At 68.8% G+C, this 19,479-nt stretch carries 18 protein-coding genes; 7 read left to right on the top strand and 11 right to left on the bottom strand.

The window, feature by feature from the left end:
- The first annotated feature begins 136 nt into the window (after nucleotides 1-136).
- Complete coding sequence (locus tag Y590_RS23735) at nucleotides 137-1,570, top strand: mannose-1-phosphate guanylyltransferase/mannose-6-phosphate isomerase (RefSeq protein WP_060772008.1); 1,434 nt, start codon at nucleotides 137-139, stop codon at nucleotides 1,568-1,570.
- On the opposite strand, the gene glpD is transcribed toward Y590_RS23735, so the two are convergent.
- From glpD to Y590_RS23715, 4 genes are all read right to left on the bottom strand, one after another.
- Nucleotides 1,558-3,072: a glycerol-3-phosphate dehydrogenase gene (gene glpD / locus Y590_RS23730; RefSeq protein WP_060772007.1), complete on the bottom strand. Its 1,515-nt coding sequence runs from the start codon at nucleotides 3,070-3,072 to the stop codon at nucleotides 1,558-1,560. The two genes, Y590_RS23735 and glpD, sit on opposite strands and share 13 nt — an antisense overlap.
- Nucleotides 3,069-3,371: a hypothetical protein gene (locus Y590_RS23725; RefSeq protein ID WP_060772006.1), complete on the bottom strand. Its 303-nt coding sequence runs from the start codon at nucleotides 3,369-3,371 to the stop codon at nucleotides 3,069-3,071. Before Y590_RS23725 ends, glpD begins: the two co-directional genes overlap by 4 nt.
- A gap of 8 nt (nucleotides 3,372-3,379) precedes the next feature.
- Nucleotides 3,380-3,565 carry a hypothetical protein gene (locus tag Y590_RS23720; protein WP_015824797.1) on the bottom strand — a complete coding sequence of 62 codons (186 nt, stop codon included), beginning with the start codon at nucleotides 3,563-3,565 and terminating at the stop codon, nucleotides 3,380-3,382.
- Nucleotides 3,566-3,664: 99 nt separating this feature from the next.
- Complete coding sequence (locus Y590_RS23715; RefSeq protein ID WP_003600907.1) at nucleotides 3,665-3,874, bottom strand: hypothetical protein; 210 nt, start codon at nucleotides 3,872-3,874, stop codon at nucleotides 3,665-3,667.
- Between the two features lie 327 nt (nucleotides 3,875-4,201).
- Here Y590_RS23715 and Y590_RS23710 point away from each other — a divergent pair, with 327 nt between their 5' ends.
- Nucleotides 4,202-5,842 carry an inorganic phosphate transporter gene (locus Y590_RS23710; protein ID WP_060772005.1) on the top strand — a complete coding sequence of 547 codons (1,641 nt, stop codon included), beginning with the start codon at nucleotides 4,202-4,204 and terminating at the stop codon, nucleotides 5,840-5,842.
- Between the two features lie 12 nt (nucleotides 5,843-5,854).
- On the opposite strand, the gene glcE is transcribed toward Y590_RS23710, so the two are convergent.
- Both glcE and Y590_RS23700 read right to left on the bottom strand, forming a co-directional pair.
- Nucleotides 5,855-7,045: a glycolate oxidase subunit GlcE gene (glcE, locus tag Y590_RS23705; protein ID WP_060772004.1), complete on the bottom strand. Its 1,191-nt coding sequence runs from the start codon at nucleotides 7,043-7,045 to the stop codon at nucleotides 5,855-5,857.
- A 101-nt stretch (nucleotides 7,046-7,146) separates the two neighbouring features.
- Entirely contained in the window at nucleotides 7,147-8,607 is a 1,461-nt protein-coding gene (locus Y590_RS23700; protein WP_060772003.1) for a lipopolysaccharide biosynthesis protein, read from the bottom strand.
- Between the two features lie 176 nt (nucleotides 8,608-8,783).
- Here Y590_RS23700 and Y590_RS23695 point away from each other — a divergent pair, with 176 nt between their 5' ends.
- Entirely contained in the window at nucleotides 8,784-9,425 is a 642-nt protein-coding gene (locus Y590_RS23695; RefSeq protein ID WP_060772002.1) for a MarC family protein, read from the top strand.
- A gap of 42 nt (nucleotides 9,426-9,467) precedes the next feature.
- Here Y590_RS23695 and Y590_RS23690 read toward each other — a convergent pair whose 3' ends face one another.
- Nucleotides 9,468-10,472, bottom strand: a complete 1,005-nt coding sequence (locus Y590_RS23690; RefSeq protein ID WP_060772001.1) for a magnesium transporter CorA family protein — start codon at nucleotides 10,470-10,472, stop codon at nucleotides 9,468-9,470.
- Between the two features lie 214 nt (nucleotides 10,473-10,686).
- Between Y590_RS23690 and groES the strand changes: the two genes are divergently transcribed.
- The 3 genes from groES (at nucleotide 10,687) to Y590_RS27490 (ending at nucleotide 13,191) form a co-directional block, all read left to right on the top strand.
- Nucleotides 10,687-10,977 carry a co-chaperone GroES gene (gene groES / locus Y590_RS23685; protein WP_060772000.1) on the top strand — a complete coding sequence of 97 codons (291 nt, stop codon included), beginning with the start codon at nucleotides 10,687-10,689 and terminating at the stop codon, nucleotides 10,975-10,977.
- 91 nt (nucleotides 10,978-11,068) lie between these two features.
- Nucleotides 11,069-12,709 (top strand): chaperonin GroEL, encoded by a 1,641-nt coding sequence (gene groL / locus Y590_RS23680; RefSeq protein WP_060771999.1) that lies wholly within the window; start codon nucleotides 11,069-11,071, stop codon nucleotides 12,707-12,709.
- A 260-nt stretch (nucleotides 12,710-12,969) separates the two neighbouring features.
- A complete protein-coding gene (locus Y590_RS27490; RefSeq protein WP_245517505.1) occupies nucleotides 12,970-13,191 on the top strand; it encodes a hypothetical protein in 222 nt (73 codons plus the stop codon).
- 73 nt (nucleotides 13,192-13,264) lie between these two features.
- Here the strand turns inward: Y590_RS27490 and Y590_RS23670 are convergent, their stop codons facing one another.
- Both Y590_RS23670 and Y590_RS23665 read right to left on the bottom strand, forming a co-directional pair.
- Nucleotides 13,265-13,789, bottom strand: a complete 525-nt coding sequence (locus Y590_RS23670; protein ID WP_060771997.1) for a hypothetical protein — start codon at nucleotides 13,787-13,789, stop codon at nucleotides 13,265-13,267.
- Nucleotides 13,779-14,684 carry a ParA family protein gene (locus tag Y590_RS23665; RefSeq protein WP_083530952.1) on the bottom strand — a complete coding sequence of 302 codons (906 nt, stop codon included), beginning with the start codon at nucleotides 14,682-14,684 and terminating at the stop codon, nucleotides 13,779-13,781. The genes Y590_RS23670 and Y590_RS23665 overlap by 11 nt, the downstream gene beginning before the upstream one ends.
- Nucleotides 14,685-14,978: 294 nt before the next feature.
- Here Y590_RS23665 and Y590_RS23660 point away from each other — a divergent pair, with 294 nt between their 5' ends.
- Nucleotides 14,979-15,377, top strand: coding sequence for an MAPEG family protein (locus Y590_RS23660; RefSeq protein ID WP_060771996.1), 399 nt, complete (start codon nucleotides 14,979-14,981; stop codon nucleotides 15,375-15,377).
- A gap of 18 nt (nucleotides 15,378-15,395) precedes the next feature.
- On the opposite strand, the gene Y590_RS23655 is transcribed toward Y590_RS23660, so the two are convergent.
- Both Y590_RS23655 and Y590_RS23650 read right to left on the bottom strand, forming a co-directional pair.
- Nucleotides 15,396-16,463 (bottom strand): adenylate/guanylate cyclase domain-containing protein, encoded by a 1,068-nt coding sequence (locus tag Y590_RS23655; RefSeq protein ID WP_060771995.1) that lies wholly within the window; start codon nucleotides 16,461-16,463, stop codon nucleotides 15,396-15,398.
- 396 nt (nucleotides 16,464-16,859) lie between these two features.
- A complete protein-coding gene (locus tag Y590_RS23650; protein ID WP_060772439.1) occupies nucleotides 16,860-19,043 on the bottom strand; it encodes a transglycosylase domain-containing protein in 2,184 nt (727 codons plus the stop codon).
- Between the last annotated feature and the right edge of the window lie 436 nt (nucleotides 19,044-19,479).

Below are 19,479 nucleotides of genomic sequence, written 5' to 3'. Positions count from 1 at the left end.
AATCGCAGGCCCCATGGCCTGCATCGTGGTGGCGTGCGGGTGGATCGGCTAAGACGGCAGGGTCACTTTTCGCGCCCGCCGCTCCCGCATCTGTGTCCAACCGGCTGGCGCCTCTCGATACGCGACGGACTGGGCAATGGCCGAGGCAGACCACGAAAAGATCCTGCCCGTGATCCTGTGCGGCGGCTCGGGCACGCGGCTGTGGCCGGCCTCGCGCGAGAGCATGCCGAAGCAGTTCACGCCGCTGGTCGATCCCGCGACCTCCACCTTTCAGGCCACCGTCCGCCGCGTCGCTGATGCGGCCGTGTTCGCCCGGCCGACGGTCATCGCCTCGGCCGAGTCCCGCTTCATCGTCGCCGAGCAGCTCGCGCAGAGCCGCGTCGGTGCCGACATCCTGCTCGAACCCGAGCGGCGCGACTCCGCGGCGGCCGTCGCGGTGGCCGCGCTCCACGGCGCGCGGCGCGGGCCGGAGACGGTGGTGCTGGTGATGGCCGCCGACCACGTGATCGAGGACGCCGCCGCTTTCGCGAGAGCCGCGCAGGAGGCCGCCGTCGGCGCCCGACTCGGCCAGATCATGACGCTGGGCATCACCCCGACCCGGCCCGCGACCGAGTACGGCTACATCCGCACCGGCGGCGCGCTTCCCGATGCGCCGGGTCTTCACCGGGTCGAGCGCTTCGTCGAGAAGCCGGACGCGGCCGGCGCCGAGCGTCTGATCGGGGCGGGCGCCCTGTGGAACTCGGGCTACTTCCTGTTCCGCGCCGACGTGATGATCGCCGAGCTGGAAGCGCACGCACCGGAAGTGCTGGAAGCCGCCCGCGGCGCCCTCGACCACGCCGCGACCGATCTCGATTTCGTGCGGCTCCAGGCCGAATCCTTCGCGCGGGCGCCGAAAACCTCGATCGACTACGCCGTGATGGAGCGCACGACCCGCGCGGGCGTGCTCGCGGTCTCCTTCGCGTGGTCCGATGTCGGCACCTGGGAGGCGGTTTGGCAGGTGCTGGAGCGCGACGCCCAGGGCAACGCCGTGCGCGGCCGCGTCGAACTGGTGGAGACCACGGGCAGCCTCGTGCACAGCGAGGGCGACGGGCTGACGACAGTGGTCGGACTCGACGACGTCGTGGTGGTCGCGACCCCCGACGCGGTGCTGGTCGCAGCAAAGGCGAAATCGGGCAAGGTCAAGGATCTCGTCACCGTGCTGCGCGAGAAGGCGCATCCGGAGGCGGATGCCCACCGCCGGATGTACCGCCCCTGGGGCTGGTATCAGCGCATCGATATCGGCGAGCGCTTCCAGGTGAAGCGGATCATGGTGACGCCGGGCGGGCGGCTCTCGCTACAGAAGCACTTCCACCGGGCCGAACACTGGGTGGTGGTGAAGGGCACGGCCGAGGTGACGCTGAACGATTCGATCGTGCTCGTGCACGAGAACGAGGCGGTCTACCTGCCGATCGGCTCGATGCACCGGCTGACCAATCCCGGAAAGATCCCGCTCGAACTGATCGAGGTGCAGGTCGGCTCCTATACGGGAGAGGACGACATCATCCGCGTCGAGGACGTTTACGGGCGCTGAACGCCGGGATCGGCCGACCGGGCGGCGAGAATGCGCCCGAGCCGCGCGACGTCGGCCCGGCCGATCCTGAGCCCGAGCTTCGAGCGCCGCCACAGGATGTCGTCGGGGGTGAGCGCCCATTCGTGCCGCACGAGGTAATCGACCTCGCGCACGCTGAGATCGCCACCGATGGTCTCGCCGAGGTCGGACAGCGCCCGCGCATCGCCGAGCAGATGATCCAAGCGGGTGCCGTAGGCGCGTGCGAGCCGGCGGGCGGTCGCTTCCGGGAGGAAGGGACGCTCGGCGACCAGTCTTGCCAGGAACCTCTCGAAATCCGCGCCGTCGATGTCACCGCCGGGCAGGGGGGCGGTCCCGGTCCAGGCCGGCTTCAGGCCGGGCAGGTGCGGCGCCAGCCGGTCGAGGGCGTGCTCGGCGAGCCGGCGATAGGTCGTGATCTTGCCTCCGAACACCGAGAGGACCGGAGGACCGTCCGTATCGAGTTCGAGCACGTAATCGCGGGTGACCGCCGAGGCATTCGCTGCGGCGTCGTCGTAGAGGGGCCTGAGCCCCGAAAAGCTCCAGACCACGTCGTCCGGGCCGATCTGCCGTTCGAACGAGCGGTTGATGCAGGCGCAGAGGTAGCGTGTCTCCTCGGCCGAGATGGCGACCGGGCCAGGGCCGCCCTCATGCGCCACATCGGTGGTGCCGATCAGGGTGAAGTCGCGCTCGTAGGGGATAGCGAAGACGATGCGCCGGTCGGGCTGCTGCAGGATGTAGGCCTGATCGCCCTCATAGAGCCGCCGGACGACGATGTGGCTCCCCTTGACGAGGCGCACCTTCGGCCGGGCTTCGACGGAGAGCGTCCGCAGCAGGGTCTCCCCGACCCAGGGTCCGGCGGCGTTGACGACGACCCGCGCCCGCACGCTCTCCCGCCGCCGCTTGTCGGAATCGTAGAGGGTGACGGTCCAGGCACCGTCATCGCGACGGGCGGATTCGACGGCGGTCCGGGTGCGGATCTGCGCACCGTGCTCGGCGGCGTCGAGCGCGTTCAGAACGACGAGGCGGCTGTCCTCGACCCAGCAATCGGAATAGGCGAAGCCCCGCGTCAGCCGTTTCTGGAGCGGCGCACCGGCCGCGTCGCGATCGAGGCGCAACGATGTCGAACCCGGCAGCGTCTTGAGGCGGGTGAGGTGATCGTAGAGGAAGAGCCCGAGCCGCAGCATCCACGCCGGCCGAAGCCCCGCATCGTAGGGCAGGACGAAGCGCAAGGGCCAGACGATGTGGGGTGCCAATCGCATCAGCCGCTCGCGCTCGGCCAGTGCCTCGCGCACGAGCCGGAACTCGTATTGTTCGAGGTAGCGCAGGCCGCCATGGATCAGTTTTGTCGAGGCCGACGAAGTGTGTTCGGCCAGATCGCCCCGCTCGCACAACAGGACGCGCAAGCCCCGGCCGGCGGCATCACGGGCGATCCCGGCGCCGTTGATGCCGCCGCCGATGACGAGGAGGTCGAACGGGTCGCTCACAGGCGGCCCAGACCGCTGACGCTCACGACGATCCCGATCAGCACGATGGCCCCGAGGCAGCGGCGCCACGGATTGACCCCGCGGACGATCTCGTCGACCGCCCAGACGGTGAGGCTCAGGAGCGCGACGACGCGAAGGCCCGCAAAGACCGGAGCGGGCAGGCCGGGCGTCACCGCCTCGAGCAGCCATTCCAGGGCCGAGGCCGCGGCGAAGATCCAAAGCGGTAGGTTCGGCCATTGGCCGATCACGACGGCGCCGCTACGCCGGTCGCGGAAGAACCAGTCGAAGGCTCGGCGCAAGCGGGGCCTCAGATCGCGCTCGTGCCTCGTGCGGCCCGGATCGGCTCGCAGATCTTCGGGCTGATCCGGTCGAGATGCGGGCAGGCATTGGTTTCGTACCAGCCCCGCAGTTCGGGCTGGTTCGGCGCGACATACATGGCCGTCAGCACGAAGCCGCCTGCGAGCACGATCAGAAGCAGGAGAAGGTTGCGCAAGGGACGTCTCCAATCCGACGAGCCTCGGAGCGGAGGCCGGTTCATCGCGGCAGACGCGCGAAGGCCGGGAGAGTTCCCTGGCCGCCCTCCGCAGCGCCGTCATCGGTGGCTGTCATCCAGCGTCAGAGGCCGGGTGTGAGTCAACGGGCCCTGTGAGCCGGGCAGGAGCCCGAGATCCTGAAGCCAGAGCATGGCGAGCAGGGCCGCGATCAGGCTGCCCAACCCCATGAGAAGGGTGAGGTGGCGCCGCCGGACGATGATGAGGATCACCACGACGAGGAGGGCGAGCGAGAGCGCGAGCGTCAGCATGAACGTACTTCTACGATGATCCGAACCCCGGCGTCTCATGGCTTGATGCGACCGTGAATGCCGCCATGCGCAGCGCCCGTCATCGGTCCAAAATCAGCCGATAAAGGGCAGGGAGGTCGACGACCGGAAGAGATTGCGGCCCAAATCTGCTTTTCATCCGTGTCATCGAAACTTCACGGAACCTCCCCACTGAGCGGCATTTGTAAGCCTGACGTTGTGTCGGTCGATGGGCGGGCGCCGCTGCGCCACCGGCCGCGACCGGGTCCGAGACCGGATGGCCCGGTGCCCGGCATCGTCGAGGGCCGGGGTCGATTCCTTCGAGGTTCAATGTCAGACGCGCTCAGCCTGCAGGACCGGGGTCCGGCACCGATCGAAGCCCGCGCGCCACGGGGCCCCGATCTCGACGGCCGGATGCATCCGGGGGGAACCGTCCTCTTCCTGCTCGTCCTGGTGGGAGGGCTCGGCTACGCGCTCTTCAACCTGATCACGGACATGCAGGCCGCCGGCCAGCCACCGCTGGCGATCGGTGCCTTCGCCCTGCTCGGCCTCGCACTGCTTATCGCCCTCGGCTTCGAGTTCGTGAACGGCTTCCACGACACCGCCAACGCCGTCGCGACGGTGATCTACACCCACAGCCTGCCTCCGGTCGTCGCCGTGGTCTATTCCGGCGTCTTCAACTTTCTCGGCGTCCTCGTCTCGACCGGTGCCGTCGCCTACAGCGTCGTCACCTTGCTGCCCGTGGAACTGGTGCTGAAGTCCGGCTCGTCTGCCGGTTACGCGATGATCTTCGCGCTGCTCATCGCCGCAATCGTGTGGAACCTCGGGACATGGGCGCTCGGCCTGCCGAACTCGTCCTCGCACGCGCTGATCGGATCGGTCCTCGGTGTGGGCCTTGCCAACCAGCTCCTCGCCACCGAAGGCTCGGACACCTCCGGCGTCCCGTGGGATCAGGCGTGGAGCGTGCTGCGCGCCCTGCTGTTCAGCCCGCTCGTCGGCTTCGTCATGGCGGCCCTGCTGCTGCTGACGATGCGGTTCCTGATCCGCAACCGCACCCTCTACCAAGAGCCGGAGGGCGACACACCGCCCCCGCTCTGGATCCGCGCTCTGCTGATCCTCACCTGCGGTGGCGTCTCCTTCGCCCATGGCGGCAATGACGGGCAGAAGGGGATGGGTCTGATCATGCTGATCCTGATCGGCGCCGCGCCCACCGCCTACGCGCTCAACCGGACCATGACCGAGTCGGCGACGCCGCATTTCGTGCAAGTCTCGGAGCGCGCCCGGACGGTGTTCCAGAACCGGGCGGACCAAGCCCCGATGCCGAGCCCGGCCGAGGGACGCGCGCAGATCACCGGGGCGCTGGGGAAGAAAGACCTCGACCGGCCGGAGACCTACGCGGCCCTGGCCGCCCTCTCGGACGACATCGCCACGAAGGTGAAGGAGTACGGCGCGATCCGCCACGTTCCGGCGGCGGCGACGCCGAACTTGCGCAACGACATGTTTCTCACCTCGGACGCCATCCACAGCCTGAAGAAGCGGGAGGCCCTCTTCGTCGGCGAGGAGGCGGAGGTGCTGAAGGCCTACGAGACGAGCCTGAACGATGGCACCCGCTACATCCCGACCTGGGTGAAGGTCTCGGTCGCCCTGGCGCTCGGCCTCGGCACGATGGTGGGCTGGAAGCGCATCGTCGTCACGGTCGGCAGCCGCATCGGCAAGAAGCACCTGACCTACGCGCAGGGCGCGTCCGCCGAGATCACGGCCGCAGGCACGATCGGCCTCGCGGAGGCCTACGGCTTGCCGGTCTCGACCACCCACATCCTGTCGAGCGGCGTCGCCGGCACCATGGCCGCCAACGGCTCGGGCCTGCAATGGGCCACCATGCGCAACCTCGCCGCCGCGTGGTTGCTCACCCTGCCGGCGGCGATCACCCTGGCCGGGCTGCTCTATGCCGGCCTGCGGTTCGTTTTCTGAGGCCGCATTCGGTCACACGCCCGCATACATCCGGCCGGGGTTGAAGATGCCGGCCGGATCATGCGCGGCCTTGATGCCGGCGCTGATGCGCATCAGCGGCTCGGGCAGCGGCTCGAAGACGGGGACAGCCGCGCGCAGGGTCTCGGGCGCGCGCACCAGGGTCGCGTGACCGCTGCCGGCGGCCTTCACCGCGGCGCGGATCACGGCGGCGCCGGCATCGTCGGACGCATCGGTGGCGAGCCAGATCAGGCCGCCGCCCCAATCGTAGAACCAGCGCGCCGCGCGCTCGGCCGCGATCGCCGCGGCGACCGCCGGCCCGCGGGTCGGAGCGACGGAGATGCGCCAGATCGCGGACTCGCGCGGCTCGGCGAGCGGAGTCGCGTCGCGCACGGCACGCCAGAGCGCAGCGCTCTCCTCGCCCTCGACGACCCGGGCCTCGCCGTAGCGGCGCAGCAGGCGGCGCAGCTCGCCGAGGCGGTAACCGACCGACTTGGCAAAGCCTTCGACGCGCATCAGCGTGCGCGGCTCCGGCCCGCCGACACCGGCAGGCCAGTGGGCGGCGCCGGTCAGCTCGAACGGTGAGCCGAGGGCGGTGGCGAGCGCCTCGACCGCGGCGGCATCGGCAAGGCCCGGCAGCACGAGGGTCGCGACCTGCTCCTGCACGGGCAGCACCTTGAAGGTGACCTCCGTCAGCAGGCCGAGCGTGCCCCAGGAGCCGGCCATCAGCTTCACAAGGTCGAGGCCGGTGACGTTCTTCATCACCCGCCCGCCGGACTTGATCGGCTGGCCGCGGCCGTTGACGAAGCGCACGCCGATCAGGCTGTCGCGGGCCGCGCCCGCATTGATGCGGCGGGGGCCGGAATTGTTGGCCGCCGCCACCGCGCCGAAGGTCGGCTCGCCGCTGGAGCCGAGGAGAGGGCGGTGATCCATCGGCTCGAACGGCAGCATCTGCCCGCGCCCGGCCAGCAGTGCTTCGACTTCGGCGAGCGGCGTGCCGGCACGCGCGGCGACCACCATCTCGGCCGGCTCATAGAGCGTGATGCCGGTGAGCCCCGTCGCGGCGAGCGTCGCCTCATCCTGCGGTGGGCGGCCGAGCGCCGCCTTGGTGCCGCCGCCGACGAGACGCAGCGGTTCCGACCGGCCGGCGGCCTGCGCCACGATGGCAGCCGCCTCCTGCTCGCTCGCCGGCGCGTATGAGGTCATCGTTTCCGTCCCGTGGGATTTATTCTGGAGCTTCGAGAAGCTCCCGGACTCAAACCCCGTTTGGCCTGAGGTGGCAAGCCGCGTCTGCGCCAGGCCCGCGCCTATCGCGCGGCGGCCGGCAGCCGCTTCGGGAAACGCTGGCGCACGGCGCTGCGCAGGCCGGCGATGTCGAGGAACCAGACGAAAGCCCCGTAGACGAGCATTCCGGCCGCGATGCAGGCGGGCAGGGCAAGCGCCGGCTCCAGGCCGCGGAACGGCAGCACGGCCAGAACCATGGCGAGGCAGGCGGCGGCGGTGAGGGCCAGGTCGCGGCCCGGCAGGCGTAGGCGCTCGATCCCCGTCAGCGCCCGCAGGCCGAGCACGGCGACCGCTGCGACGAGGCCCAAGGTCTGCGCGACGGCGACGCCCTGCGGTCCCATCATCCGCGGCAGCAGGACGAGGCCGACGGCGTTGACGGCCAGCCCGATGAGCGCGGCGGCGACCACCGGACTCGTCCGGCGTCGGATCTGGAAGATGGGATTGAGGGCGAAGTTCATGATCGAGAGGCAGAACAGGCCCGGGATCAGCAGGTCGGTGTAGTCCGCGAACGGCCCGCGAAACTCCTCCGGCACGATCAGTGCCTGGAGGGCCGGCGTCACGGCCCAGTAGCCGGCGGCGCAGGGCAGGAGCAGCGCCACCACGATGGCGATGTTGCGCGCGACCTGGGTCTCGGCGGCCTCGCGGCCATGATGCTCCTCGGCCTGCACGGCGATCTGGAACAGCAGCAGGTCGAGCGCAGCCCCAAGCGTCGAGAAGGCCCGCGAGCCGAGATCGGCGGCGAGCGCGAAATAGCCGGCCTCGGCAAAGCCGGCGGTGCCGGCGATGGCGGCGCGGTTGAGGAAGGGCATGATCTGATAGACGGCGTTGGCCGCGATCAAGGGCAAACCGTAGGCCGCGAACAGCCGCAAGGTTTTTCGCGCCCGGTCAGGCGTGATGGCGGGCGGGTGCCCCAAGAGCCCGTCGCCCAGGATCTTGCGCATCGGCAGCACCGCCAGGAACTGGCTCAAGCCCCCCGCGATCAGCACCCAGACCGGCTGCGGAAACAGCCATGCCGTGCCGGCCATCAGCACGAAGGCCAGGACGTTCTTCCACACCACGAGCCGGAGATAGGCGCTGCCGATGAAGCGGGCGCGGGCGAGCGCCGCGTGATAGTCGAACAACCCGATGCCGATCGCCGCGACCATCGTGCCGGCGGTCATGACCAGACGTCCCTCGGGGGTCGGATTGACGGCGATCCCGAGCCCGGCGCAGAGGGCGGCGGTGGCAAACAGCGCCAGCGCGACGACCCAGTAAGCCCGATCGAGACCCTGGCGGATCCAGGGCTCGGCCTCGCGCACCCGCGCCGAGTAGAACCGCGTCGCGGAGAGTCGCAGCCACTCGAACAGGATCGTGTTGAGCACGACCGCACCGGCCGTCGCCAGGGCGAACCGGCCGAAATCGGCCGGCCCCAGCATTCGGGCGATGGCGATGCCGAGGATGAAGTTCAGCCCGGCATTGAGGACGAAGGCGGCGATGACGGCCATGGGACGGGGTGCGCTGCTCGCTCAGCCTGGAGCCTGAGGACAAGACTCGCAGCTAGCCGCCAACAAAGCCTGAATTGTGGGGCGACGGCGTGACGACCCATCGCTGCCTGCGGGCCCGGCGCCGGGCCGAAGCCAGAGCCGTGCTATGGGGCTGGAGTTCGAAACCGGGGTGCGCGATGTCTGTCGATCTGTCCTTCGCCACGAAGGTCTTCGCCGCGCTGTTCGCCATCATGAACCCGATCGCGAATGTGCCGGTGTTCCTCTCCCTGACCGATGGCGCTTCCGACGCCGTGCGGCGGCGCGTTGCCGTCACGGCCGCTGTCGGGACCACGATCGGCTGCCTCGTCTCGATCGTGGCCGGGCAGGCCGTCCTGGATGCCTTCGGACTCAGCGTCGACGACTTCCGTCTCGCGGGCGGGCTCATCGTTCTGATGATCGCGCTCTCCATGCTGCAGGGCTCATCGAACCAGACGCACGGCCGCAGCCCCAAGGAGAAGGAAGATCGGGTCGACGCGGAAAGCGTCGCCATCTACCCGCTGACCATCCCCCTGCTCGTCGGTCCGGGGACGATCGCGACGCTCATCGTGTTCGGCCACACCGCCAAGGCGCAGGCCAAATGGCCGGAACTCGCGCTCGGTGTCGGCGCCTTTCTCACGCTTCTGACGGTCGCGCTGATCTCCGCCCCCTGGCTGGGCCGCCACCTGTCCGCGACGGCCACCGCGATCACGCGCCGTCTGATGGGCATGATCCTGGCCGCGGTTGCGATGGAGATGATCGTGACGAGCCTGCGGAACCTGTTCCCCGGCCTCAGCCACTGAGTCGCGGAGAGCCCCCGCGACGGCGGCACCTCTCGGCAACCGTTACAGCCAGCCCCTCGCCTTGAAATAGAGCAGCGGCACGATCGCCGAGATCACGATCAGGGCGAGGCCGTAAGGGTAGCCGTAGGCCCAATCGAGTTCGGGCATGTGCTTGAAGTTCATGCCGTAGAGCGAGGCCACCAGGGTCGGCGGCACGCCGACCACGGACACGACGGTGAGAACCCGGAAGGCGTTGTTCTGCTCGATGTTGATGAGCCCGAGCGTCGCGTCGAGCAGGAACTGGACGGTTTCGGAGAGTCGCGTCTCGAACTCGTCCAGCGAGGCGATGTCCTGCGCCAGCGTGTCGAAGCGCGGCGCGTCGCCCTCCTTGAGGGTCTGCCCGCACTCGCTCTTGGCGAAGACGATGATGCGTCCGAGCCCGAGCAGGCTGGCGCGGACCTTCGACAGGGACTTCCCGTGGCGCCCGACCGAACGGAGCAGGCGGCGGAGCGCGAGGTCGCGCCGCTTCGGCGCGGTGGTGTCACCCTTGCGGGCACCCGGCCGGGCGCCCGAATCGAAATCGAAGATGCGGGTGGAGAGCGTATCGAGGTCGCTCGACATCTCCTCCAGAAGGTCGGCGAGGTTGTCGACCAGTTCCTCGACCACGAGCAGGAACATGCCCGTGCTGGTGCTGCCGTCGCCGTCACCCTCGTCCACACGCTTCCGGACCGCCGCGAAGGCGCGCATGTCGTGGAAGCGCACGGTGACGAGATGGTCCGCGGTGAGCAGGAAGCCGAGCGGCTTCAGGCTGAAATCGGAGCGGTCGAAGGTCACCATCGGCGTCGAGAGCGAGAGGCCGTCGCGGTTGCGGCGCAGGCGGCTCGACGACTCGACCTCGCTCAGCGCCGCGCGCGATGGCACGCGGATGCCCGTCTTGCGTTCGACCTGCGCGGCCTCCTCGGCCGTCGGATCGTTCAGGTCGATCCAGACCGCGTGATCGGGCAGGCTCGCGCCACCTCCGGCGCCGCCGTGCTCGACCGCGCCGTTGGCCCCATGAAGGCTCATCATCGGGAGAATGTGTCCCCGTCCGTCCCAGCCGCGCGAGAAATTCGCGCGAAACCGCCGCAGCCGGGAAGAAGCTGCGCCTTGACTCGAAAACGCCGCGCGCCTATCTCGCCAGCGTCGTTAGCACTCACTTGCTTGGAGTGCTAACAATCAGGTGGAGCGCGGTCGTCCCGACCGCATGAAGACCAACCGCCATTCCGAAGCAAGAGGGCAGCTCATGAAGTTCCGTCCGCTGCACGACCGCGTCGTCGTCCGTCGCATCGAGAGCGAAGAGAAGACGAAAGGCGGCATCATCATCCCGGATACCGCCAAGGAGAAGCCGCAAGAGGGCGAGATCGTCGCCGTCGGCCCCGGCGCTCGTGACGAGCAAGGCCGCATCAACGCCCTCGACGTGAAGGTCGGTGACCGCGTGCTGTTCGGCAAGTGGTCCGGCACCGAGGTCAAGATCGACGGCCAGGATCTCCTCATCATGAAGGAATCCGACATCATGGGTGTCGTCGCCCTCTAAGGCGCGAAACCCTTCCACCGCCCTTCGAGGCCGCCAGGGCTCCGCCCTCGGCCGGCTTCAGGGCCCCTTCCATCATTCGAGGTAAACTCACATGGCAGCGAAAGACGTACGTTTCTCCGCCGATGCTCGCGACAAGATGCTGCGCGGCGTCGACATCCTCGCGGATGCCGTCAAGGTGACGCTGGGCCCGAAGGGCCGCAACGTCGTGATCGAGAAGAGCTTCGGCGCGCCGCGCATCACCAAGGACGGCGTCACCGTCGCCAAGGAGATCGAGCTCGCCGACCGCTTCGAGAACATGGGCGCACAGATGGTGCGCGAAGTGGCTTCGAAGACCAACGACATCGCCGGTGACGGCACCACCACCGCGACCGTGCTGGCCCAGGCCATCGTCCGCGAGGGCGCCAAGTACGTGGCCGCCGGCATCAACCCGATGGACCTGAAGCGCGGCATCGACCTCGCCACGGCCGCCGCGGTGAAGGACATCACCGCCCGCGCCAAGAAGGTCGCCTCCTCCGAAGAGGTCGCCCAGGTCGGAACGATCTCCGCCAATGGCGACAAGGAGATCGGCGAGATGATCGCCCACGCCATGCAGAAGGTGGGCAACGAGGGCGTCATCACCGTCGAGGAGGCCAAGACCGCCGAGACCGAGCTCGACGTCGTCGAGGGCATGCAGTTCGACCGCGGCTACCTCTCGCCGTACTTCGTGACCAACGCCGAGAAGATGGTCGCCGAACTCGAGGATCCCTACATCCTCATCCACGAGAAGAAGCTCTCCTCGCTGCAGCCGATGCTGCCGGTGCTCGAGGCCGTGGTGCAGACCGGCAAGCCGCTCGTCATCATCGCCGAGGACATCGAGGGCGAGGCGCTGGCCACCCTCGTCGTGAACAAGCTGCGCGGCGGCCTGAAGGTCGCGGCCGTGAAGGCTCCGGGCTTCGGCGATCGCCGCAAGGCGATGCTCGAGGACATCGCGATCCTCACCAAGGGCCAGACCATCTCCGAGGATCTCGGCATCAAGCTCGAGAACGTCGCCCTGCCGATGCTCGGCCGCGCCAAGCGCGTCCGCATCGAGAAGGAGACCACCACGATCATCGACGGTCTCGGCGAGAAGGCCGACATCGAGGCCCGCGTCGGCCAGATCAAGGCGCAGATCGAGGAGACCACCTCGGACTACGACCGCGAGAAGCTCCAGGAGCGTCTGGCCAAGCTCGCGGGCGGCGTCGCGGTGATCCGCGTCGGCGGCGCGACCGAGGTCGAGGTCAAGGAGAAGAAGGACCGCGTGGACGACGCGCTCAACGCCACCCGCGCTGCGGTGGAAGAGGGCATCGTCCCCGGCGGCGGCGTCGCACTGCTGCTCGCCAAGAAGGCGGTCGCCCAGCTGAAGTCCGACATCCCGGATGTCCAGGCCGGCATCAAGATCGTCCTCAAGGCGCTCGAAGCCCCGATCCGTCAGATCGCCAGCAACGCGGGCGTCGAGGGCTCCATCGTCGTCGGCAAGATCACCGACAACGGCGGCGAGACCTTCGGCTTCAACGCGCAGACCGAAGAGTATGTCGACATGATCCAGGCCGGTATCGTCGACCCGGCCAAGGTCGTGCGCACCGCCCTTCAGGACGCGGCCTCGGTCGCCGGCCTGCTGGTGACCACGGAAGCCATGGTCGCCGACGCGCCGAAGAAGGACAGCGGCGCCCCGGCGATGCCGGGCGGCGGCGGCATGGGCGGCATGGACTTCTAAGTCCACGCACCCGGTCGAAGAACGGAGGAGGGGTCGCCGAAAGGCGGCCCCTTTTTCGTCGGTGGAGCTCGCGGACCGCCCCTGATGAATTGACGCTGCACGGACGTTTCCCCGGGAAAGCGGGCAGGGTTTATCCTATGCAGTGGCCGGAGGTGCCGAGCCTCGGGCAGCGTCAGAGCGTTGTCGGCCTGACCTTTGCGAGTACCGTGACGGATCGTATACCTGACCCATCGACGCCTTCGATCCACGCCCGTGAGACGATGCTGCGTCTGATGCAGGTGCTGACCGAAGGAATACGGATCGATAGCCTGATGGCCGATCAGATCTCCCAGATCTCGGATCGTGCCCGGCTCTGCGGCGAGGCCGAGATGGCCGACGGGCTGCTCGACGTCACGCGGCGCCACCGGGTCGCGGTCCTGGAAGGGCAGGGCCGGCTCGCCGCCCTCGAAACGCGTTACGCGGTGCTGTTTCCGGAAGCTTAGAGCGTATTCCGACGAAGTTATCACCGGATCGTTGAAAGAATGCGCGTCACAACAACGCTTGGACGGAAGGGCTTCAGCCCTTCTTCTTTTTTCCTTTTCGCTCCTTCTCCTTGTCCTTCTTCTCCCGGCTTTCCTTCACGGGCGGCGCATCATGGTCCTTGCCGTCCCACACTGCGGAGAAGGGACGGCTGGCAAGGGCGCGCTCCGGGGGCGTCTCGCCCGCACGCGGCTTCGCCGGACTGCCTTCGGCACGGGTCTCGCCCTTGCGGAACGGCGCGTCGCCGGCGGCCAGAGCGCTAAGGCGGTGGCGGTGCCAGCCCGGCGTCGCGGTCTTCAGCGAGGGGTGATGCGGATCGAGGCGGGACACCACCCCCTTCACGTCGGCCTCGGACATCCCATCGGCGATCAGGGCGAGGGTCTCGCCGCCCAGCACCTCGCGGATCAGGCGCAGCGATGCCGCGCGCAAGGACCGGGCCTTGAGCTGCTTCACGACGAGGGCACGGGCGGCTTTGGGAATCTCGGTGCGGATGTCGGGAAACGCTTCCGGCGCAGAGGCCATCGCCTGCAACACGGCATAGCCATCGACATCAAGGGCCATGGAGGATTTCCTTCACTTCCGCGACCAGCGGGATCAGCACGTTGGGGACATGGGCGCCATACTTGGCGGTGAAAGTCGGGGGCGCCCCGTCGGCCGGGACCAGCGCGTCGGCGAGCGCCGCCGCCTGAGGAATGCGGGTTTCGAGCAAACGGAAGCCGGCATCCTCGGCCCGCGCCTCCGCCTGGAGCCGCGCCAGGGTTCGCTGATGCTGGCGCACCTGGGCCTGGAAGCGGGTGACGAGGACGTAGGGTGCGCTCTTCGGGGCGATATGGCTCGCCTGCCGGCTGGTGCGCCGCCAGACCGTCTCGACGAAGGCGTTGAGCCCGTAGGTCGAGAGAAAGTCCGGTATCGAGGTGACGAGGACGAGGTCGGCCGCGCGCACCGCCACCTCGGTGATCGGCGAGATACCCGGCGCGCAATCGAAGAAGACGTAGTCGTAGTTCGCCGCCAGCGGCACGAAGTCGTCGTGAAAGACCTTCCACAGCTTCTCGTCGATGGCGTGCATCGAGAATTTCCGCTCCGTCAGTTCGTAAAGAATCTCCCGCTCCACGAGCCGCAGATGCGGGCCGGACGGCAGAAGGGAGAGCGCGAGCGGCGCGTTCTTGTGGATGGTCAGGCTCACACCGGGCTGGATACGGGCGGAGAGATTCGGCTTGTGGCGGGTGATGAGCTTGAGGGCGAGATAGGCCTCCAGCGTGCGCCCGTGGACGATCATCTCGCCGAGCAGCGCATCGCCCGCGAGGCAGACCGATACGCTCGCCTGCGGATCGAGATCGACCACGAGCACCCGCGCCCCGTCGGCGGCCAGCGCCTCGGCGAGCATGACCACGGTGGTGGTCTTGCCGACCCCGCCCTTCATGTTCGCCACCGCGATCAGCTTGCCGCCCACCGACATCCTCCTGAGCGGCCCTCTCGCCAGCAACGCTCCGCCGCCGGGCCGAGCCGCATCACGCCATCCTAGCGCATCGCCTTCCGCCACAGGCCGACGACACTTTTCGGTAGAATGCTTAATGTATCCCATCGCCCGCCGCGCCGAGCGGCGTGGGGGCCCGTCGGCGACCGCCGCGTCGGGGATACGCCTTCGTGATCGCCCGTATGGGCGGAACACGGCGCCGACAATCCTATCTTGCGAAGGGCCAACGACATCCGCCACACGGCGGGTCGCCCCTCCGATCCAAGGGTTGTCCCTGTGATTTTTCCGACCACCACGGCCTTCTACGCCGCGATTCTGGGCCTGATCTATGCCGGACTGACCGGATGGGTGATCGCTGGCCGGCTCACCGGCAGCGTCCTGTTCGGCGATGGCGGGCAGGACGCGCTCCAGCGGCGCATCCGCTCGCACGGCAACTTCCAGGAATATGTGCCGCTGACCCTGCTGCTGATCGCACTCTACGAGGGGAGTGGCGGCTCCCATGGCTGGGTTCAGGGCCTGCTGATCGTGCTAGTGATCGCGCGCATCCTGCATCCGATCGGAATGTTCGCCCCCACGAACTCGCCGCGCCAGTTCGCCTGCCGGGGCGGCGGCATTCTCGCGACGCTGGCGATCATGACGGTCGCGGCGATCCTGCTGCTGCTGCGGGTGGGCTGACCGGCGGGTTCACCCGTCCTACGGCGCGGCGGCGATCCGCGGCGCCGTTTCCTCGGCAAGCGCGGCGGTTCCCCTGCGTTCGAGGGTGGCGACGGCGAGGGGCTGACCGCGCCCGCGCAGGGCGTGGGTGCCGAGCGGTCTCACCACGACGCCCTCGGGTAGCCGCGGCAGCCGCTTCAGCAGATCCTCGGAGATCAAGGTATCGACGCCGAGCGGGCGGCACAGCGCCTCGACGCGGGCGACCACATTCACCGCGTCCCCGAAATAAGCGATCTTGTGCCGGTCCACTCCGACTTCGGCCGTCACCACCGGGCCGCCATGCAGGCCCGCCCGCAGGCGCGGCACGGTGCCGAAGCGGGCTTCCCAGCCCTCCGCTTCCGCCTCGATGCGCTCGCGCACCGCGAACAGGCACTCGACGCAGCGCGCATCCTTCAGGCCGCGCTCCATCGGCCAAGTGATCATGGCCAGATCGCCGATATAGTCGTCGGTCGAGCCGTAGAACCGGCGCACCGGCTCGGCGAGGGTCGCGAAGACGGCACTGAGATATTCCTGCGCCCGCAGGTCGCCGTGGGTCTCGGCGAAGGCGGTCGATCCGACCACGTCGAGGAACAGGAAGATGCGCTCCTCCTCCACCGGGCGATGGTAACGCCCGACGAGGAAGTTGATGAAGACTTCGCCGCCGATCAGGTCGCGCATGCGGATCACGAAGACGAGCAGGGCCGAGACGGCGAGCGCGTAGGCCAGCACCCGCGGCGTGGTGCGCACCGCCTCCTCCAGGCTGTCGCCGGTCAGGCCGAGCAGCCAGACGACGAAGCCGCCGAGCGCGTTGCCGACGACGATCATCGCCACGTAGGAGAGTTCCGCCGCGACGACGTAGAGCCCGGCGGGCAGACGCCGGATGCGCGACTGGACGCCGGCCAGCAGCACGCCACGGTCGAAGGCCAGCGCCGAGACGCCGACACACAGGCCGTAGGTAAAGCCGGCCGCCGGGCTCGCACCGCCGGCGAAGATGACGTTGTAGAGCAACCCCGCGCCGCCCGCGGCGAGCAGGATGAGAAGCCAGAACCAGCGATGGTGCGGCAGCATCAGATCGGGCTCCGGCGGCCGGCGGAGAAGGATGCGTCCGGCCCGTTCGCAGAAGCCACGGGGCCATGCGGGCAACGGTCGGGCAGGCGGGTCGACACGGAGGCTCCTTCCGTCGGCAATCAGGAGGGGGGCAGAGCCCGCGATCCTCTCCAGACTGTCGGAGGGTCATGCCTGCAACGTGGCGCGAATGTGGCGCACGGCCGCATGCCCGGCTCAGACCGCGCCGGATTTTTTTTCCAGCCGCCGCTCGACGGGAGGGATTAACCGATCCCGTTGGGTGGATCAGGCAGCGGCTAGAGCCGTATCAGACCTGACTGTATCAGGTCGGAGTCTCTAGCCTGTTGTTTTGACGCGCCTTCTTTCGACGAACCGGTGACCACTTCGTCGGAATGCGCTCTAATCGCCGACCCCGAACAGCTTCTCGAGGAAGTTGCGATCGTCCCGGCTCGGACCGCGTCCTTGAGGAACCGAGCGAGGGGGGAGGGCGGAAGCCGTCTGCTCCGGCTCGCCGAGCAGCGCGCCGATCAGGCCGCCGGGTCCGGAATCGCGCTCAGGAGCGGCCTCGGGCCGGGGCGCCCGCCAGCGGTTCATGCCCGGCAGGCCCACCGGCTTCTCGCCCTTGAGCGCCGTCGTCATGTAGGCTTTCCAGATCTCCACCGGCAGGCTGCCGCCCGAGGCGCGTTTGGTCGGCTCGCCGTCGTCGTTGCCGAGCCAGACCCCGGTCACCAGGGTGGCCGAGTAGCCGACGAACCACGCATCGCGGAACTCCTGGCTGGTGCCGGTCTTTCCGGCCAGTTCCCAACCCGGGATGTCGGCCTTCTTGGCCGTGCCCATGGTGAAGACGTCGTGCATCATGGCGTTCATCATGCCGACGGCGTTGGGATCGATGACGCGGCCGAGCCCGCCCTCGCCGCGCTTGTAGAGCACCTTGCCGGTGGCGCTCTTGATGCTGGCGATGACGTAGGGAATCACACCGGTGCCGCCATTGGCGAAGGCGCAGTAGGCGCCCACCAGTTCGAGCGGCGTCACCTCCGAGGTGCCGAGCGCGATCGAGCCGTTGGCCTGGAGCGAGGACGAGATGCCGAGCCGCTGGGCAGTCTGCACCACCGCCTTCGGGCCGACTTCCTGGCCGAGTTTCACCGCCACCGTGTTGAGCGAGAGCGCCAGCGCCTCGCGCAAGGAAACCGGGCCGCGATAGTTGTGCGAGTAGTTCTCCGGCGCCCAGTTGCCGATCCGCACGGGCGCGTCCTCGCGCATCGTGTCGGGGGTCAGGCCGCGCTCGACCGCCGCGAGGTACACGAAGGGCTTGAAGGCCGAGCCCGGCTGGCGCTTGGCGGTGGTGGCGCGGTTGAACTGGCTCTGGGCGTAGTCGCGCCCGCCGACGAGGGCACGGATCGCCCCGTCCGGCCGCATCGACACGAGGGCACCCTGGGCGACGTTGTAGCGTCCGCCCTTGGCATTGAGTTCGTCGGTGAGCGCCTTCTCGCCCGCCGTCTGCATGCTCGCATCGACGGTGGTGGCGACGACGATGTCGTCGTCGAACTTCGGCAGGAAGTCGTCGAGCACGTCCATCACGAGGTCGGCGACGTAATTCGGCGAGCCGCCGCCACGGGTCGAAGCGGGCCGGGCCGGCTGGGCCAGCGCGACCTTCGCGTCGGCGCTCTTGGCAAAGCCCAGTTCCTCCATCGCCGCGAGCACCTGGGCGGCGCGGGCCTGCGCCGCCTTCAGGTTGCGGTTCGGCGCGAGGCGCGAGGGCGCCTGCACCAGGCCGCCGAGCATGGCAGCCTCCGCCAGCGTCACGTTCTTGGCGGGTTTGCCGAAATAGCGCTGGGCCGCGGCCTCGACGCCGTAGGCGCCGGCACCGAAATAGACCCGGTTGAGATAGAGTTCGAGGATCTCGTCCTTCGAGTATTTGTGCTCCAGCCACAGCGCCAGGATCGCCTCCTGGATCTTTCGCGAAGCCGACCGCTCGGGGGTGAGGAACAGGTTCTTGGCGAGCTGCTGGGTCAGCGTCGAGCCGCCCTGCGCCACGCCGCGGCGGGTCAGGTTCTGGGTGATCGCGCGGGCGATGCCCACGGGATCGATGCCGAAATGGTCGTAGAACCGCCGGTCCTCGATCGCGACGAAGGCGCGCGGCAGGTAGGGCGGCAATTCCTTGATCGAGACGACGCGGCCGCCGGTCTCGCCGCGGTTGGCGAGCAGGCTGCCGTCGCTGGCCAGAATCGCGATGTTGGGCGGGCGCTTGGGAACCGCGAGCTGATCGATCGGCGGCAATTGCGAGGCGTGGTAGGCGATGAGGCCGGCCAGCCCGATCGCCACCCAGATGCCGAGGACGACGCCGGCATAGACCAGACGGCCGAGCCAGGAGCGCCGCCGCGGCGGGCGCCGGCCGCTGCCGCCGCCGGAGGCCTTGCGCGCACGCGCCTTCGGCGCCGAAGCGGGGCGGCCGGCCGAAGCCCGCGGCCCACCCGCCGACCGGTCGTTGCGCGACAGGCGCACGTCGAGGCGGCCCGGCTCGCTCCCCTCCGGAATGTCGAAGGTCGGTTCGCTGCGAGGTTTGCGTCCGCGAGACTGCGCCATGCGTTCCATGCGTCCGGGGCGGCCGATCCCCGAAAGGATCTCGCCTCCCGCGACCGTGCTCCCCTGTTCGGGATCCGCGCGTCGGTATTCCGCCGGATCGATCCCCTCGGACGCACCGGCTCGCCCTGCGGCACGGCGGGTCGTCCCCTTGCGTCAGAGACAGTAAATGCGGCGGGTTTAAGGGTTGTTAAGCCAGCCGGAGCACGCCCGGTCGGCCTTCACCGGATCTTCACGCGTGATCGTTTCGCGCGCGATTCAAGAGGTGACCAAGGGGTGGCGCATCGACGTGGCAACCGTTATCGACGGTTCTGCCCTCGGCGCGCAGGCATGAGGGCCCGCACTAGGGACTGACCGGACCGGGACTTGTTCGTCCGAGGGCCGGATCGCCTTTCCTGCTCCGCCGTCGGTGGCTCCGTCGCGGAAAGAGGCTCGAGGG

This window comes from Methylobacterium sp. AMS5 (assembly GCF_001542815.1).
Classification (GTDB): Bacteria; Pseudomonadota; Alphaproteobacteria; order Rhizobiales; family Beijerinckiaceae; genus Methylobacterium.
This window is presented reverse-complemented; position numbering and strand designations above follow the sequence as displayed.